Origin of the sequence: [Pantoea] beijingensis (assembly GCF_022647505.1) — a bacterium.
GTDB lineage: Bacteria > Pseudomonadota > Gammaproteobacteria > Enterobacterales > Enterobacteriaceae > Erwinia > Erwinia beijingensis.
Genome location: NZ_CP071409.1, coordinates 3,994,687 through 4,008,956 on the forward strand (window position 1 = coordinate 3,994,687; position 14,270 = coordinate 4,008,956).

A 14,270-nucleotide genomic window follows, 5' to 3' on the forward strand; every position below is an offset into this window, starting at 1 on the left:
GGTCAGTTGCCCCCTGCCTGTTATTTCTGGCAGCGGCGGCAGAAAAATGTGCTACGTTGTCCATGCTTTGCGCTCTCAATCAGCGTAGCGCAAACGCGGCAAGGTTCCCCGACTCGGCCATAAACCTGTAGCTCTTGCGCAAAATAGCCTGGCTTACCATCGCTTTGTAAAAAATCACGCAGCGTGGTGCCGCCCTGTTCAATAGAGCGTAATAATACCGCTTTAATCGTTTCTACCAGCAATTCGGCCTCGGCAAACGTCAAAGACATTGCCGGGCGATCGGGCAATATCCCGGCAGCAAATAGTGATTCGCTGGCATAAATGTTTCCGACACCCACCACCAGCTTATTATCCATAATCCATTGCTTAATCGCGGTACGCTTAGTGCATGATTTTGCAAACAGATATTCGCCGGTAAATGTATCGCTAAGTGGCTCAGGCCCTAAATGCGCCAGTACATTGCTGGCCGCTGGATTGATGCTCCATAGCCAGGCACCAAAACGACGAGGATCGGTGTAACGCAACACCTTGCCATTACTCATGACTAAATCCACATGATCATGCTTAGCAGCGGGCATATCCTCAGGTAATACACGAAGGCTACCAGACATACCTAAATGGATAATAATCCAGCCAGTTGGTAACTCCAGCAGCAGATATTTAGCACGCCGCTGCACACTTAACACCTGCTGATCGCTGAGCGTGTGAATCTCCCGGGACACCGGCCAACGCAGGCGCGCATTGCGCACCACCGCATGCAGAATGGTTTCACCAAGCAGATGTGGCTCAATTCCGCGCCGGCTGGTTTCTACCTCAGGTAATTCAGGCATGACCGCTCCTCTCGTTTTACTGAGTTATAAACAAAAAAACCCGGCCGAGGCCGGGTTTTTCTTAAGTCACCAAAATTACTTAATTTTAGCTTCTTTATAGATCACGTGCTGGCGGACAACTGGATCGAATTTCTTCAGTTCCAATTTTTCCGGCTTAGTACGCTTGTTCTTCGTGGTGGTATAGAAGTGACCTGTACCAGCAGAGGAAACCAGCTTGATCTTCTCACGAATACCTTTAGCCATGATTCAGTTCCTTAGTACTTCTCACCACAGGTACGCATATCGGCCAGAACCGTATCAATACCCTTTTTATCAATAACACGCATACCTTTAGCAGATACACGAAGTGTGACAAAGCGCTTTTCGCTCTCAACCCAAAAACGGTGAGAGTGCAGGTTAGGCAGGAAACGGCGTTTCGTCGCGTTCATTGCGTGGGAACGATTGTTACCGCTCACCGGACGCTTGCCAGTTACTTGGCAGACTCGTGACATGTCTATTCTCCAAAAATCAAATCAGCTCGAGCTTTAAAAATAAGGTCTTGGCCGCCTCGTCAGGCTCTTAGCCCATCCAAGCGAGTTCCATGTGAACCCGCTGAGCAGGCCCAAACGCCAAACCCGAGATTCTCAAAGGTGGCGTAGTATACGCCCTGTAGCGCCGCTGCTCAAGTCCCGAACAGATAAAGATCCCAGTGGATCGCGCAAAATAGCCGCACCTGACGATAAATTTTATAGCGACAGAGGCTTAAGCAGCATCTCCTCGTCATACCCAACCTCGCTCAGCAAATGAAACAAACTCGCCGCGTCCAATCACCAGATGATCCAATATCCTGATGTTGAATAGCGCACTTGCACGCATTATTTGCTGAGTAATATCGCGGTCTGCTGCGCTCGGCTCGGCAATGCCGGAAGGATGATTGTGTGCCAGAATTAAGGCTACCGCATTTATTTTTAATGCTTCACGGATGATTTCACGCGGATGGACTTCCACGCTGTCAATCGTACCGGAAAACATCTCCTGCGAACGAATAACACGATGCTGATTATCCAGGAAAATCACCATAAATACCTCACGTTCCTGATGCGCAAGCACACTTTGCAGAAACTGATGAGTAATATGCGGATTAGCAAGCGTATCCTCACGCGCAAGCTGCGCATTGAAAAAACGTTTGCCTAATTCAGCAATAGCCTGGAGCTGCGTCAATTTGGCATCGCCAACACCTTTTATAGCAGACAGATGCTGCTTATCTGCCGTCATGACCTGATAGAGCGAGCCAAAATCCTCCAGCAACTGTGCCGCCAGCATCATGACGTGACAGCCTGTCGAACCGGTACGTAAAAAAATCGCCAATAACTCCGCATCGCTTAAGGCACCAGCCCCCAATTGATGCAGCTTTTCCCTTGGCAGTAGTTTTTGCCCTGTTGCTTCCATACCCACCCTCCCTGATATCAGCAATACCATGCCAGCCCTCATCAGGATTCACCAGGCATACCCGTGAGAAATTGTCAGGTTTCGAGCCGACTCGCAAAGCTTGTCGCTTGCTAAAGGGAGCAGACAAACAGAGTGTGATAAAATACACAGATTGTGACGCTGAATCAGTGCGCCGGCGTCGGACTGAACGAATGATAGCGGGTAATAGTTATGATGGGATTAACCGGTAAACACATTGTCCTGGGTGTCAGCGGTGGCATCGCCGCCTATAAAACTCCCGAACTGGTACGTCGTCTGCGCGATCGCGGTGCGGAAGTGCGCGTCGTAATGACGGAGGCGGCAAAAGCCTTTATTACGCCACTGAGCTTGCAGGCCGTTTCCGGTTTTCCCGTTTATGATGATTTACTCGATCCCGCAGCAGAAGCGGCAATGGGGCATATTGAACTTGGAAAATGGGCAGATTTGGTTATCCTTGCCCCTGCAACCGCCGATCTTATTGCCCGTGTGGCCGCAGGCATGGCGAACGATTTAGTGACAACTATTTGTCTGGCAACCGCGGCTCCTGTCGCCGTAGTGCCCGCAATGAATCAGCAAATGTATAGAGCGATTCCTACCCAGCACAATCTAAATATATTGGCCGGGCGCGGCATACTGCTATGGGGGCCGGATAGCGGTAGCCAAGCCTGCGGTGATATTGGCCCAGGGCGGATGCTGGACCCGCTGGAAATTGTCGATTATGCGGTAAAATGGTCTTCCCCTATCAACGATTTGAAACATCTCAATATTATGATTACTGCTGGCCCTACGCGTGAAGCGCTGGATCCGGTACGCTTTATCAGCAATCACAGTTCAGGCAAAATGGGGTTTGCGATTGCTGCTGCTGCTGCTGCACGTGGTGCAAATGTCACCCTTGTGGCAGGACCGGTCAACCAACCCGCTCCGCCGTGGGTTAATCGTATTGATGTCACAACCGCGCTGCAGATGCAAAAAGCGGTAATGGAGCACATTAGCCGACAGCATATTTTCATTGGCAGCGCAGCCGTGGCAGACTATCGCCCGGCAGAGATTGCCGATGAGAAAATCAAAAAACAGGGCGATGACGTTACCGTTAGAATGATAAAAAATCCCGATATTGTGGCCGGGGTCGGCGCAATGACCACCAGCCGTCCTTATGTCGTAGGATTTGCTGCTGAAACCCAGAATGTGGAAGAATACGCCCAACAAAAACGTGCGCGAAAGAATCTGGATTTAATCTGCGCCAACGATGTGTCAAAAGCCGGGCAAGGTTTCAATAGCGACACCAATGCTCTTCACCTTTTTTGGCAGGAGGGAGAAAAAGTCTTACCGCTTAGCGATAAGTCACTCCTTGGCCAACAGTTAATAGACGAGATTGTCAGCCGTTATGATGAAAAAAATCGACGTTAAAATTATTGATGCACGCGTGGGCAAGGATTTTCCTCTACCAACCTACGCCACATCGGGTTCTGCAGGCCTCGATCTGCGAGCCTGCCTGGATCACGCAATTGAGTTGGCTCCGGGCGTGACCACCCTGGTACCAACAGGCTTAGCCATTCATATAGGTGATCCCTCACTGGCCGCCGTTATCCTTCCACGCTCGGGGCTTGGCCATAAACACGGCGTAGTACTGGGTAATCTGGTGGGTCTGATTGACTCCGATTATCAGGGACAACTCATGGTGTCAGTGTGGAATCGAGGTCAGGAGACATTCACCATTCAACCTGGTGAACGTATTGCGCAAATGGTTTTTGTCCCTGTCGTCCAGACCGAGTTTAATCTGGTGGAAGATTTTGACGCCAGCGCACGCGGTGAAGGTGGTTTTGGCCATTCTGGCCGCCAGTAACCCCGGAATCTGAAGTTGTTGGTATTGAGGTGAGATAAAACCTCACGCACTGGCGAAGGTCGCTATCCGCTATCGTGCATATTTGCCAACGGCGCTGCAATTTCGAGTATATAAAACAGCCTTCGCAACACTCTTTAAAAACTTTAACGCCGTGAGAGGCTTTCTCACGGATGTTGCGCGGGTATTTGCCCTTTTATGGTGAATTTCAGGGGTCTTTGAAGTCATGGCAGAGAAAAAGAGTGCGAAAAGGAATCGTCGCGAAGAAATATTGCAGTCGCTGGCGCAAATGCTGGAATCCGGTGACGGTAGCCAGCGCATCACGACCGCAAAATTAGCCGCGAATGTCGGCGTCTCCGAAGCGGCACTGTACCGTCATTTTCCCAGCAAAACCCGAATGTTTGACAGCCTAATCGAATTTATCGAAGACAGCCTGATCACCCGAATCAATCTGATCTTAAAAGATGAAAAAGAGACGGTTCCACGACTGCGCTTAATTGTGCAATTGATCCTGGGCTTTGGTGAACGTAACCCCGGTCTGACACGTATTCTAACCGGGCATGCGCTTATGTTTGAACAGGACCGTTTGCAAGACAGGATAAACCAGCTGTTTGAACGGATCGAAGTCCAGCTTCGCCAGGTATTGCGTGAGCGCAAAATGCGAGAAGGAGAAGGCTTTACCACCGATGAAACATTGCTGGCCAGCCAACTACTGGCGTTTTGTGAAGGTATGCTATCGCGTTTTGTAAGGTCAGAATTTCGCTACCGCCCAACCGTGGATTTTGACGCGCGCTGGCCGTTGCTGGCATCACAGTTGATATAGTCGCTTCTAAGGCGCTGCTGCCAAAGGTTTTAACTGGTTATCCAGCATATTCACCAGCAGCGCCGTTCCATCTTCAGCAACACGCAGTTCACCATATTTAGCCGCAGCAAAAATTTCGGCTTCGCCCTCCTGAAAATACCATGCATCGCTGGCAATACTCACTCCCCGGCTACCGCGATAGTAATGCAGGTAATGCTGGTTCCCGGCGAGTGACTGGCCACGATCCCACTCGACATCGGTAGCAATCTTTTGCTCATCAAGCGTGACAATTAGCCGATCGTTTTCAGAACGCTTCCCACCATCATGCAGGCGAACATCCAGCGCATAAGTCAGCGCCATATAATCTCCCTGCAACAACGCACGAGGATCAACGGGTGCCAGCGCCAGTCGAACAATGTTCCCCTGGCTCAACAAACGTTCTTTCTGATAAATCGATAAATTAGTAACCAATAAAATCACTAACAGTGCGATCAGCAGCAACCCTTTACGCATATTCCCCTCCCTCTAAACGGCGATGAGCCAGTGCGGCAATGAGCAGCAACAAAATACCCGCCAGCAGCAGCATTAGCGCCTTATTCAACAAGGGAACACTCAAGAAGTAATACCAATCGAGGGTATAAAACACCAGCAACGACGCCGCCGTCAGCATCAGTACTTTGCTGTTCTGATAGCGTGCGAGCAAAATCAGCAGCCACGCCAATGCAATACCCGGCATAAACAGGCTGGTCGCGCCCAGTAGTGTAGCAATCAGTAATAATTGCCAGGCCGTGGGCATACCTTTACGTCGGCCAATAACCAGTGCAGAAAGCAGCAGCCCTGCGGCAACCCCTTCATTGAGCGTAGAAAAATCGTCCCCACTGGGAATAAACGCATGGATCAATACCCGTTCATTCAATGGTATTGATCCATAAAAACAGAGTAGGAATAAACCTGAGGCAATACCCAATAGAAGTGGGCGATAGCGCCAGGCATAGCGATCGTCTACGCCAAGTAAAATAACAGCGGCAGTGATAAAGGTCACAACCAATACCGGTAAAGTACTGCTTAGCCAAGGCAATAAAATCAAACCGTTAATCAGAAAAAAAACCAGCGCGGTACTATTCAAATAACGGTAAAAACCATGGTGGAACAGAACATACAAGAGAGCCAGCGGCGGAAGTAGTACCAGCCAGCCCCCTTTTTCCCACCAGACGGTGTCTCCCCACCAAAATATTCCCGCCACGCATAAAGCGACCGTACTGGTCATCGCCCAGGATAAACCTATTTGCTGCAAGGCCAGGTGCCGTTTACGCAATAATATGCTGGCAGGAATGCCGCTAACGAGTGCCATGAGTCCAAAGGGCAGCGCGGTAACGTCATCAAACAGATTGAACATAAAGCAGATCAGCACCAGCCATGCAAACGTCATTAATCCGGTAAACCAGCCGCATAACACGAAAGCGACATGGACATACCAGGGTAAATCAGTAAGCACATCTTGCGATTGCAGCAGTGTCACCTGTGCGGGTGTCAGTAATGCCTGTTCTTGCAGTTGATGTCCGATGGCAATCTGTTCAACGCGCTCAGCATTCTGAGGCACGCTTCGGTTCTTCGTATGCCATTCAGACATCCAGTGATGGACCCACAGAATATAGAGCCCCAAAACAATCAATGCGATAGTGCAGGCAAGAACAATATCATGTCGGATAAATATGCGAACCGTTCCTGCCACAAGGACAGTGCCGATGCTAAACAGGCCACAGATGATAACGAAGAGATCGCGTTGCCGCCGATAACAGAGTTGATAGCCGACGCAAAGAAGCGACAGCCATATTATCGCCGTAAGCATAACCGAAGGAGTAAAAGGGCTAAACAGCCCGATACTGTTCGCCAAAGTAAGTATCACCAGCGTCCAGAAAAGCATAATACGGAAAAGCCAGTCACGATGCCGCACCATCACAAATCGTAGTGCCAGCGTCGCCAGCAAAAAAAGCTGACAAACAACATCAGAGACAGCGTGTTCCCACCCCCCTAATCGGAGAGCGCAAGCGATATTGGCGACCAGCCAGCAAAGGAACCACAAGACATTAAGACGGGCAAAACAGGCAAGCGCGAATAGCGCAATTGCCCAGTTGCAAAACAGCAGCCAGCTTTCAGCTCCGGTTTGATAGATTTGTCCGTATACGGCAAAAAGTACGCCCAGCAAAAAACCAATGGCCAGCATCGCTAACTGGCCAGGCATCCGTGCCCAACGCCACCAAACTAATAACGCCAGCGCGATAATTAGCCCTTCGATCAGGGCAAATTTTGCCATCCGCGGCAGGAACTGCCAGTTCCAGGCAAAGAAAAAGATCGCGCCACAAACAAGTGAGAGCACGCCAGTTAACGCAAGGGCAGCGCGAATAAATAACAGCCATCCCCGAGCATCAGGGCGCGCACCTATTGCCAGCAAAATAGCATGATGAGCAGGTGCAGAAATAACGCCCTGTAACTGAAGCCGACGCGCTGCTTGTGCAACCGCCGTCGTTGCGTTTCCTGCATAAAAAGGATTACTCACGCGCCCCCCTTCACACCAGCCTGCTCCGGTCGTTAAATCCCGTATGCTTGACGATAGGCGTGAACGGCAGCCAGATGGTCAGCCATTTCGGGTTTCTCTTCAAGATAATCAATCAGATCTTCCAGCGTAATAATCGCCGCCACCTTGCAATGATAATCCCGCTCAACTTCCTGAATAGCCGAAATATCTCCCCGTCCGCGCTCTTGTCTGTCCAGCGAGATCAGCACGCCTGCCAGCGTAGCGCCCTGCGCCGCGATAATTTCCATTGATTCCCGGATAGCCGTGCCGGCGGTGATCACATCATCTACCAGCATGATGCGCCCCTGAAGTGGGCTTCCTACCAGCAAGCCACCTTCACCGTGATCTTTAGCCTCTTTGCGATTAAAGCAGTATGGCACATCGCGTTCATGATGGTCGGCAAGCGCCACCGCGGTGGTGGTCGCGATTGGGATACCTTTATAGGCCGGGCCAAATAACAGATCAAAATCAATCGCGGAATCGACCAGCGCCTGAGCATAAAAACGGCCTAACAGTGCCAGATCGCGACCGGTATTGAACAGGCCTGCGTTAAAGAAATAAGGGCTTTTACGGCCCGATTTCAGCGTGAATTCGCCGAACTTTAACACCTGCTTGTTGAGTGCGAATTCAATAAATTGGCGCTGCCAGGGTTTCATGCCTTTCTCCTCAAACGATTATCATAAAAAAGGCGACCCTCAGGTCGCCTGTAAAATTACTCTGCCAGCGCTGCTTTCTGCGCCTGAATCAAACTCTCTATGCCGCCTCTTGCCAGCTCAAGAAGTTTTAACAACTCATCATGGCTGAACGGCTCGCCTTCCGCGGTGCCCTGCACCTCAATCATCCGGCCATCTTCGGTCATCACCACATTCATATCGGTTTCTGCCGCGGAGTCTTCCACATACTCCAGATCGCAAAGTGCTTCACCGTTGACAATCCCCACCGAAATCGCCGCAACCATCCCTTTCATGGGGTTAGCTTTCAGCTTACCCTGCGCAACCAGTTGGTTCAGTGCATCGGTTAACGCGACACAAGCGCCGGTAATTGATGCGGTCCGGGTGCCGCCATCGGCCTGAATCACATCACAATCCAGCGTAATGGTGAACTCACCCAACGCTTTCAGATCGAGTGCCGCGCGCAGCGAACGCGCAATCAGGCGCTGGATCTCAAGCGTCCGCCCGCCCTGCTTGCCTTTGGCGGCTTCACGGGCATTGCGGCTATGGGTTGCGCGCGGCAACATACCATATTCTGCGGTGACCCAGCCTTTACCCTGACCTTTCAGAAAACGCGGTACGCCTTCTTCAATCGTGGCAGTACAAAGCACTTTGGTATCGCCGAATTCAACCAGCACAGAACCTTCTGCATGTTTGGTATAGTGACGGGTCAGTTTGACGGGACGCACCTGCTGTGCGCTACGGCCTGCTGGACGCATGGTTTCTCTCCGGCTCGCTAATATTGGCTGCGCATTATACCTGAATTCACTGACGTTGCAGCACTGAGGCTCGCCAGTTCCAGGCAGAAGTGGAAGATAAGCCGCCATTCTCCTGCCACAAATCATCAGAAATGCGATCCGCCTTATTGCCATGCTGTTGTTTACGTTCTCTAAAACAGGTGAAAACGACAGCAAACTGTGGCTAAATGCTTTTTTCCCCACGCGATCAAAAACTTATATGTCGAACTTTTTACATTTTATTCTGGCGCTGGTGATTATTTTCGCCCTTGCGTTGCTGGTGAGTCATGACCGCAAAAAAATCCGTCTGCGCTATCTGCTTCAGTTGATCATTATCGAAGCCGCGCTGGCGTTCTTCTTCCTCCATGCCGCAAGCGGTTTAACCGCGATTAAGCATGTGTCCGGCTTTTTTGAGACGTTGCTTACCTTCGCTGCACAGGGTTCTGATTTCGTCTTCGGTGGCATGAGCAAGCAGGGATTAGCCTTTATTTTCCTTGGCGTACTTTGCCCGATCATCTTTATCTCCGCTCTGATCGGCATTCTGCAACACTGGCGTATTCTTCCATTCCTGGTTCGCCTGATCGGCACGCTGCTGTCAAAGGTAAACGGTATGGGCAAGCTGGAGTCATTTAACGCCGTAAGTACGCTGATCCTGGGCCAGTCTGAAAATTTCATTGCCTATAAAGGCATACTGGCGGATATCTCCCCACGGCGTCTTTACTCCATGGCGGCTACCGCGATGTCGACCGTTTCGCTGTCAATTGTGGGCGCCTATATGACCATGATTGATGCCCGCTACGTAGTAACCGCGCTGGTACTGAATATGTTCAGCACCTTCATCGTGCTCTCCATCATTAATCCCACACCCGCCGGCACAGAACCGGAAATCAAGCTGGAGAAGCTGCATGAAGATCAGAGCTTTTTTGAGATGCTTGGCGAGTACATCCTTGCGGGCTTCAAGGTAGCCATGATTATCCTGGCGATGCTGATCGGTTTTATCGCGCTGATCGCCGCGGTTAATGCCATTTTTGCCGCCATCTTTGGCATCAGCTTTCAACAAATCCTCGGCTATGTGTTTTACCCGTTTGCCTGGCTTATTGGTATTCCGGCCGCGGATGCGCTTCACGCCGGCAGCATTATGGCCACCAAACTGGTGGCTAACGAGTTCGTCGCGATGATTGAGCTGAAGAAAGTGGCGATGGAAATGACGCCGCGCGGGCTGGGCATTTTATCGGTATTTTTGGTATCGTTCGCCAATTTCGCCTCTATCGGTATTGTGGCCGGTGCGATTAAAGGCCTGAACGAACAGCAGGGCAATGTGGTTTCACGCTATGGACTGAAGCTGGTCTATGGCTCAACGCTGGTCAGTTTACTCTCCGCCGCCTTTGCCGGGCTGGTACTGTAACAACAGGGCGGATTAAACATCCGCCCGCTAATTCTAGAACCCGACACAAACTGGCGCATCAACGCGCATCACGGACTCCTGAGCAAAGCGCTGCTTATAAAAAGTACGTAGTACCTCAATACTGCGTTCACGCGCTTCTGTTGGCGCATAAATCAGCATCAGCGCTTTACTGTTTTCGTGGGAAACCTGACCATTTTTACCAAGCCACTGCCCCTTCGCATCGAATACCGTTAGCCCCTCTTTGAAGCGCGGCGTCACATCGCGATCGATAAATGCTTGCCACTCCTTTTCGCTAATCGCGGCTCCCGTTTGGCGCTCCACGCCAAAATAGAGCGTAGTTTGCCGCATCATGTCACCCACCGCACAAGAGGTCGTTACCTCATGAGCCTGCTCCTGCTTTACCGGCATCGCACAGCTGGCTAACAGCAGAGAAAACGCCACCGTCAACGCTTTTGCAGGCAATCCCCTTTTTATTATGCGCATCACTTCCCCTTTTGAAATTAACGAACCCCATGCCAACATCATAAAAGCTTGCAGGCTAAAAATGCTATCCATCCCCGTGGCTTTTCACCGCTGCCGACGGTTTTGCCTATCATGCCTGCCGTAGCCTAGTTATAATTCGCTTATATTTCTCTGAACAGGTACGCAAAATGATCCGCAGCATGACCGCTTACGCACGTCGCGAAACCAAAGGCGAATGGGGCGCTGCCGCCTGGGAACTCCGTTCCGTTAATCAACGTTATCTGGAAACCTACATTCGTCTGCCGGAGCAGTTCCGCAGCCTGGAGCCCGTGATCCGCGAGCGCATTCGTCAGCGTCTGACGCGTGGCAAGATCGAATGTAATCTGCGATTCGACGCCGATCCCAGTGCACAAAGCTCGCTGATCCTGAATGAGAAACTGGCGAAACAGCTGGTGCAGGCAGCGAACTGGGTCAAAATGCAAAGCGACGAAGGTGAAATTAATCCGGTCGATATCCTGCGCTGGCCAGGCGTGATGTCCGCACAGGATCAGGATTTGGATGCGATCACCGCTGAGCTGCTGGTCGCACTGGATGGTGCCATTGATGATTTTATCGCCGCACGGGAAAGCGAAGGCGCAGCCCTGAAAACGCTGATTGAAACACGCCTGGAAGGCGTGAGCAGTGAAGTGGCTAAAGTGCGCGCGCACATGCCGGAAGTGATGAAATGGCAGCGTGAACGGCTGGTGAGCAAGCTGGAAGAGGCCGAGGTCCAGCTGGAAAACAATCGTCTGGAGCAGGAACTGGTGATGATGGCACAGCGCATTGATGTCGCCGAAGAGCTGGATCGCCTTGATGCCCACGTCAAAGAGACCTACAACATCCTGAAGAAAAAAGAAGCCGTTGGACGCCGCCTCGATTTTATGATGCAGGAGTTCAACCGCGAGTCCAACACCCTGGGCTCCAAATCGATCAATGCCGATATCACCACGTCAGCCATTGAGCTGAAAGTGCTGATTGAGCAAATGCGCGAGCAGATTCAGAATATTGAGTAACGTTTCACGCGATCTCTTAGAATCTCACTAAGTCTCGTCAGGCATTCACGGAGGCAAAACAGCGTTATGGTGCGCCTCGTCTCGCTGACGTACTGCCGGAGTACAACGTCAAAACTATTGCCGCCAGCCTGCGCCGTCAGGGATTCCGCGCAAGGCTGCCCGTAAGTTCAGCCCGGTCAGTTATCGTGAACATGGCCTGCCGGTGTCGGAGAACCTGCTGAAACAGAATTTTTACGCCAGCGGTCCGAACCAGAAATGGGCGGGTGACATCACGTACTTGCGCACGGACGAAAGCTGGTTGTACCTGGCGGTAATCATTGACCTGTGGTCCCGGGCCGTCATCGGCTGGTCGATGTCTTCACGGATGACGGCACAACTGGCCTGTGATGCACTGCAAATGGCACTCTGGCGGCGTAAACGACCAGAGAATGTTATCGTTCACACCGACCGTGGGGGCAGTACTGCTCAGCGGATTATCAGGTATTAATGAAACAGCATAATCTGCATGGGAGTATGAGTGCGAAAGGCTGCTGTTATGACAATGCCTGCGTGGAAAGCTTCTTTCATTCGCTGAAAGTGGAATGTATCCACGGGGAACGCTTTATCAGCCGGGAAATAATGCGGACGACGGTGTTTAATTATATCGAGCGTGATTACAATCGGTGGCGTCGTCACAGTACCTGTGGCGGCCTCAACCCGGAGCAGTTTGAAAACCAGAACCTCGCTTAGGAGCGTGTCCACATTACGTGGGTAGGATCAGGACAACGTCGCAGAATGGGAATTGACATGTCAATTCCCATTCTGCCTAGATTACTTTATTCTAACTCACCTGAAGCTTTATTTATTGCTACGGGTAAAAGTTTATCAAATTGAACTTCCAAAGCTCTGTATGCAGAGAGTGGTTTACCATAAGGGTCACTCAAATCCTCATGTTTACCCGTTGTGTATTCATACAGAGTAAAAACCTTATTTTTAGCCTGAGGATTTTGTGCAAGAATTTTGTGCTTATGCTCTTCTGTCATTGTTAATATCAGGCTTGATTTTTTATATCATCCTCAGTTAATTGCGTTGCCTTATGATTTGATATGTTAATCCCTCTCTCCTTTAATACTGCAACGGTTCCTTCCTCAGGGCTTATTTCTTTTGGAACAACATTAAGACCTCTGGATTGAACTTTTAAATTTAAGTGTTCTTTTTTAATTAAATCACTACTTAAAGCTTCAGCCATTGGGCTGCGTCCTGTATTGCCCCTGCATACAAATGTTATTAAGTGTTCGGAAGCGCTAGTTGCGACACTCAGCGTTAGTAAACACATGGCAAACAAAATTTTCATCCCTTTCACTTGAACTCCTTTTTTATTTAAACTTAACCCGTTTATACTATTGATAAATGACCTTACTCTTATTATCAGTTCTTTAAGAAAAAAACAAGTGACTGTAATTGACAACTAAAACTGGCCACATCTATCACCGGAACAAGAAACGTGCATAGCAACAGCAGATTACTATGGCTTTTTTGAATAAATCGAACTTTTGCCAAACGACAGGATCAGATCACGCATTATCCTGGTAATCCCCTCGAAAAACCGGTGTGTTCATAAGTAGAATTTTCTCGTAATCTGAACCGGGAGATTTCTATGACCCGAAGGGCAGCGAATCTCAAAAATCACATTTTACTGACAGCCAGATCATGGCCATTCTGAAGCAAGCCGAGGCCGGAACGCCGGTGGCTGAATTGTGCCGCGAGCATGGCATGAGCAATGCCAGTTTTTATAAGTGGCGTTCACGCTTTGGCGGGATGGATGCCTCGATGGTGGCTCGGCTGAAAGAGCTGGAAGACGAAACTGGCAGGGAAGGTCCGGTAACGCTGAATTCTGAGCGGGCAAAGCAGGCGGCTTAAATTAACCCGGGGTGGCAACTACCTTGACACTTACCGATCTCAGCCCGGAACAATTTGAAAACCAGAACCTCGCTTAGGACTGTTTCCACATTGCGTGGGTAGGATCAGAATACTCGCATTTAAACCATAACAAGTGTTGTCATTACCTCAAGAGTGATTCAATAACCGCTGAAAAACCGGTGTCTCCACTAAAATCCTTCAGGCTATTTATATTTAACTCATTACTTTCATTAATCTTTGAGATTGCATCTTCCCGGCTTTTTGCTTGAAAATCAGTACGTGAAAAACCCTGATTTTCAAGATCCTCAGCCTGTGATTTTTCTAATTTATTTAACTCGATTAGCTTGAAATTTTTATTGTTAAAAAAGAAAACATAATCTTTCATGGTCGATCCCTACGTTCAAATAATCTAAAAGGGCGAGATTTAACTCATCCATATTATATCGTTTATGGATTAATGGTTATCACGGGCACATGAAACAGACATTAATAATGCATCCTTTCATTTTTTC

15 protein-coding genes and 3 pseudogenes are annotated in these 14,270 nt (G+C 49.9%); 7 read left to right on the top strand and 11 right to left on the bottom strand.

Features of this window, described 5'->3' with window-relative positions:
• Nucleotides 1-20: 20 nt before the first annotated feature.
• The 4 genes from mutM to radC form a co-directional block, all read right to left on the bottom strand.
• A complete protein-coding gene (gene mutM, locus J1C60_RS18095) occupies nt 21-830 on the bottom strand; it encodes a bifunctional DNA-formamidopyrimidine glycosylase/DNA-(apurinic or apyrimidinic site) lyase (protein ID WP_128175453.1) in 810 nt (269 codons plus the stop codon).
• Between the two features lie 75 nt (nt 831-905).
• Nucleotides 906-1,073: a 50S ribosomal protein L33 gene (rpmG, locus tag J1C60_RS18100; RefSeq protein WP_001051798.1), complete on the bottom strand. Its 168-nt coding sequence runs from the start codon at nt 1,071-1,073 to the stop codon at nt 906-908.
• A gap of 11 nt (nt 1,074-1,084) precedes the next feature.
• Entirely contained in the window at nt 1,085-1,321 is a 237-nt protein-coding gene (gene rpmB / locus J1C60_RS18105) for a 50S ribosomal protein L28 (protein ID WP_128175451.1), read from the bottom strand.
• A gap of 268 nt (nt 1,322-1,589) precedes the next feature.
• Nucleotides 1,590-2,258, bottom strand: coding sequence for a RadC family protein (gene radC / locus J1C60_RS18110; RefSeq protein ID WP_128175449.1), 669 nt, complete (start codon nt 2,256-2,258; stop codon nt 1,590-1,592).
• 210 nt (nt 2,259-2,468) lie between these two features.
• Here radC and coaBC point away from each other — a divergent pair, with 210 nt between their 5' ends.
• The 3 genes from coaBC (at nt 2,469) to slmA (ending at nt 4,939) form a co-directional block, all read left to right on the top strand.
• Complete coding sequence (gene coaBC, locus J1C60_RS18115; RefSeq protein ID WP_128175447.1) at nt 2,469-3,683, top strand: bifunctional phosphopantothenoylcysteine decarboxylase/phosphopantothenate--cysteine ligase CoaBC; 1,215 nt, start codon at nt 2,469-2,471, stop codon at nt 3,681-3,683.
• Nucleotides 3,661-4,119 (top strand): dUTP diphosphatase, encoded by a 459-nt coding sequence (gene dut, locus J1C60_RS18120; RefSeq protein ID WP_164877261.1) that lies wholly within the window; start codon nt 3,661-3,663, stop codon nt 4,117-4,119. Before coaBC ends, dut begins: the two co-directional genes overlap by 23 nt.
• 223 nt (nt 4,120-4,342) lie before the next feature.
• Nucleotides 4,343-4,939 carry a nucleoid occlusion factor SlmA gene (slmA, locus tag J1C60_RS18125; protein ID WP_128175445.1) on the top strand — a complete coding sequence of 199 codons (597 nt, stop codon included), beginning with the start codon at nt 4,343-4,345 and terminating at the stop codon, nt 4,937-4,939.
• Between the two features lie 6 nt (nt 4,940-4,945).
• Here slmA and J1C60_RS18130 read toward each other — a convergent pair whose 3' ends face one another.
• From J1C60_RS18130 to rph, 4 genes are read right to left on the bottom strand one after another with little or no spacing between them, the layout of a single operon-like run.
• Complete coding sequence (locus J1C60_RS18130) at nt 4,946-5,431, bottom strand: GDYXXLXY domain-containing protein (RefSeq protein ID WP_128175443.1); 486 nt, start codon at nt 5,429-5,431, stop codon at nt 4,946-4,948.
• Nucleotides 5,424-7,475 (bottom strand): DUF4401 domain-containing protein, encoded by a 2,052-nt coding sequence (locus J1C60_RS18135; RefSeq protein ID WP_128175441.1) that lies wholly within the window; start codon nt 7,473-7,475, stop codon nt 5,424-5,426. The genes J1C60_RS18130 and J1C60_RS18135 overlap by 8 nt, the downstream gene beginning before the upstream one ends.
• Nucleotides 7,476-7,507: 32 nt before the next feature.
• Nucleotides 7,508-8,149 carry an orotate phosphoribosyltransferase gene (gene pyrE, locus J1C60_RS18140; RefSeq protein ID WP_128175439.1) on the bottom strand — a complete coding sequence of 214 codons (642 nt, stop codon included), beginning with the start codon at nt 8,147-8,149 and terminating at the stop codon, nt 7,508-7,510.
• 56 nt (nt 8,150-8,205) lie between these two features.
• Nucleotides 8,206-8,922 carry a ribonuclease PH gene (gene rph, locus J1C60_RS18145; RefSeq protein WP_128175437.1) on the bottom strand — a complete coding sequence of 239 codons (717 nt, stop codon included), beginning with the start codon at nt 8,920-8,922 and terminating at the stop codon, nt 8,206-8,208.
• A 238-nt stretch (nt 8,923-9,160) separates the two neighbouring features.
• Here rph and J1C60_RS18150 point away from each other — a divergent pair, with 238 nt between their 5' ends.
• Entirely contained in the window at nt 9,161-10,345 is a 1,185-nt protein-coding gene (locus J1C60_RS18150; protein ID WP_128175435.1) for a NupC/NupG family nucleoside CNT transporter, read from the top strand.
• A gap of 33 nt (nt 10,346-10,378) precedes the next feature.
• Here J1C60_RS18150 and J1C60_RS18155 read toward each other — a convergent pair whose 3' ends face one another.
• The gene (locus J1C60_RS18155) at nt 10,379-10,828 is read right to left on the bottom strand and encodes a DUF3574 domain-containing protein (protein ID WP_128175433.1); all 450 of its coding nucleotides are present in this window, start codon (nt 10,826-10,828) and stop codon (nt 10,379-10,381) included.
• Between the two features lie 167 nt (nt 10,829-10,995).
• On the opposite strand from J1C60_RS18155, the gene J1C60_RS18160 reads away from it, so the two are divergent.
• Both J1C60_RS18160 and J1C60_RS18165 read left to right on the top strand, forming a co-directional pair.
• Nucleotides 10,996-11,859 carry a YicC/YloC family endoribonuclease gene (locus J1C60_RS18160; RefSeq protein WP_128175431.1) on the top strand — a complete coding sequence of 288 codons (864 nt, stop codon included), beginning with the start codon at nt 10,996-10,998 and terminating at the stop codon, nt 11,857-11,859.
• Between the two features lie 38 nt (nt 11,860-11,897).
• A pseudogene (locus J1C60_RS18165) lies at nt 11,898-12,588 on the top strand (IS3 family transposase); the annotation flags it as partial.
• Between the two features lie 86 nt (nt 12,589-12,674).
• Here J1C60_RS18165 and J1C60_RS18660 read toward each other — a convergent pair.
• Nucleotides 12,675-13,192: pseudogene (locus J1C60_RS18660) on the bottom strand (low molecular weight protein arginine phosphatase).
• 332 nt (nt 13,193-13,524) lie between these two features.
• On the opposite strand from J1C60_RS18660, the pseudogene J1C60_RS18175 reads away from it, so the two are divergent.
• Nucleotides 13,525-13,710: pseudogene (locus tag J1C60_RS18175) on the top strand (transposase); the annotation flags it as partial.
• A 190-nt stretch (nt 13,711-13,900) separates the two neighbouring features.
• Here the strand turns inward: J1C60_RS18175 and J1C60_RS18180 are convergent.
• Nucleotides 13,901-14,143: a hypothetical protein gene (locus J1C60_RS18180; RefSeq protein ID WP_128175425.1), complete on the bottom strand. Its 243-nt coding sequence runs from the start codon at nt 14,141-14,143 to the stop codon at nt 13,901-13,903.
• Nucleotides 14,144-14,270: the final 127 nt, after the last annotated feature.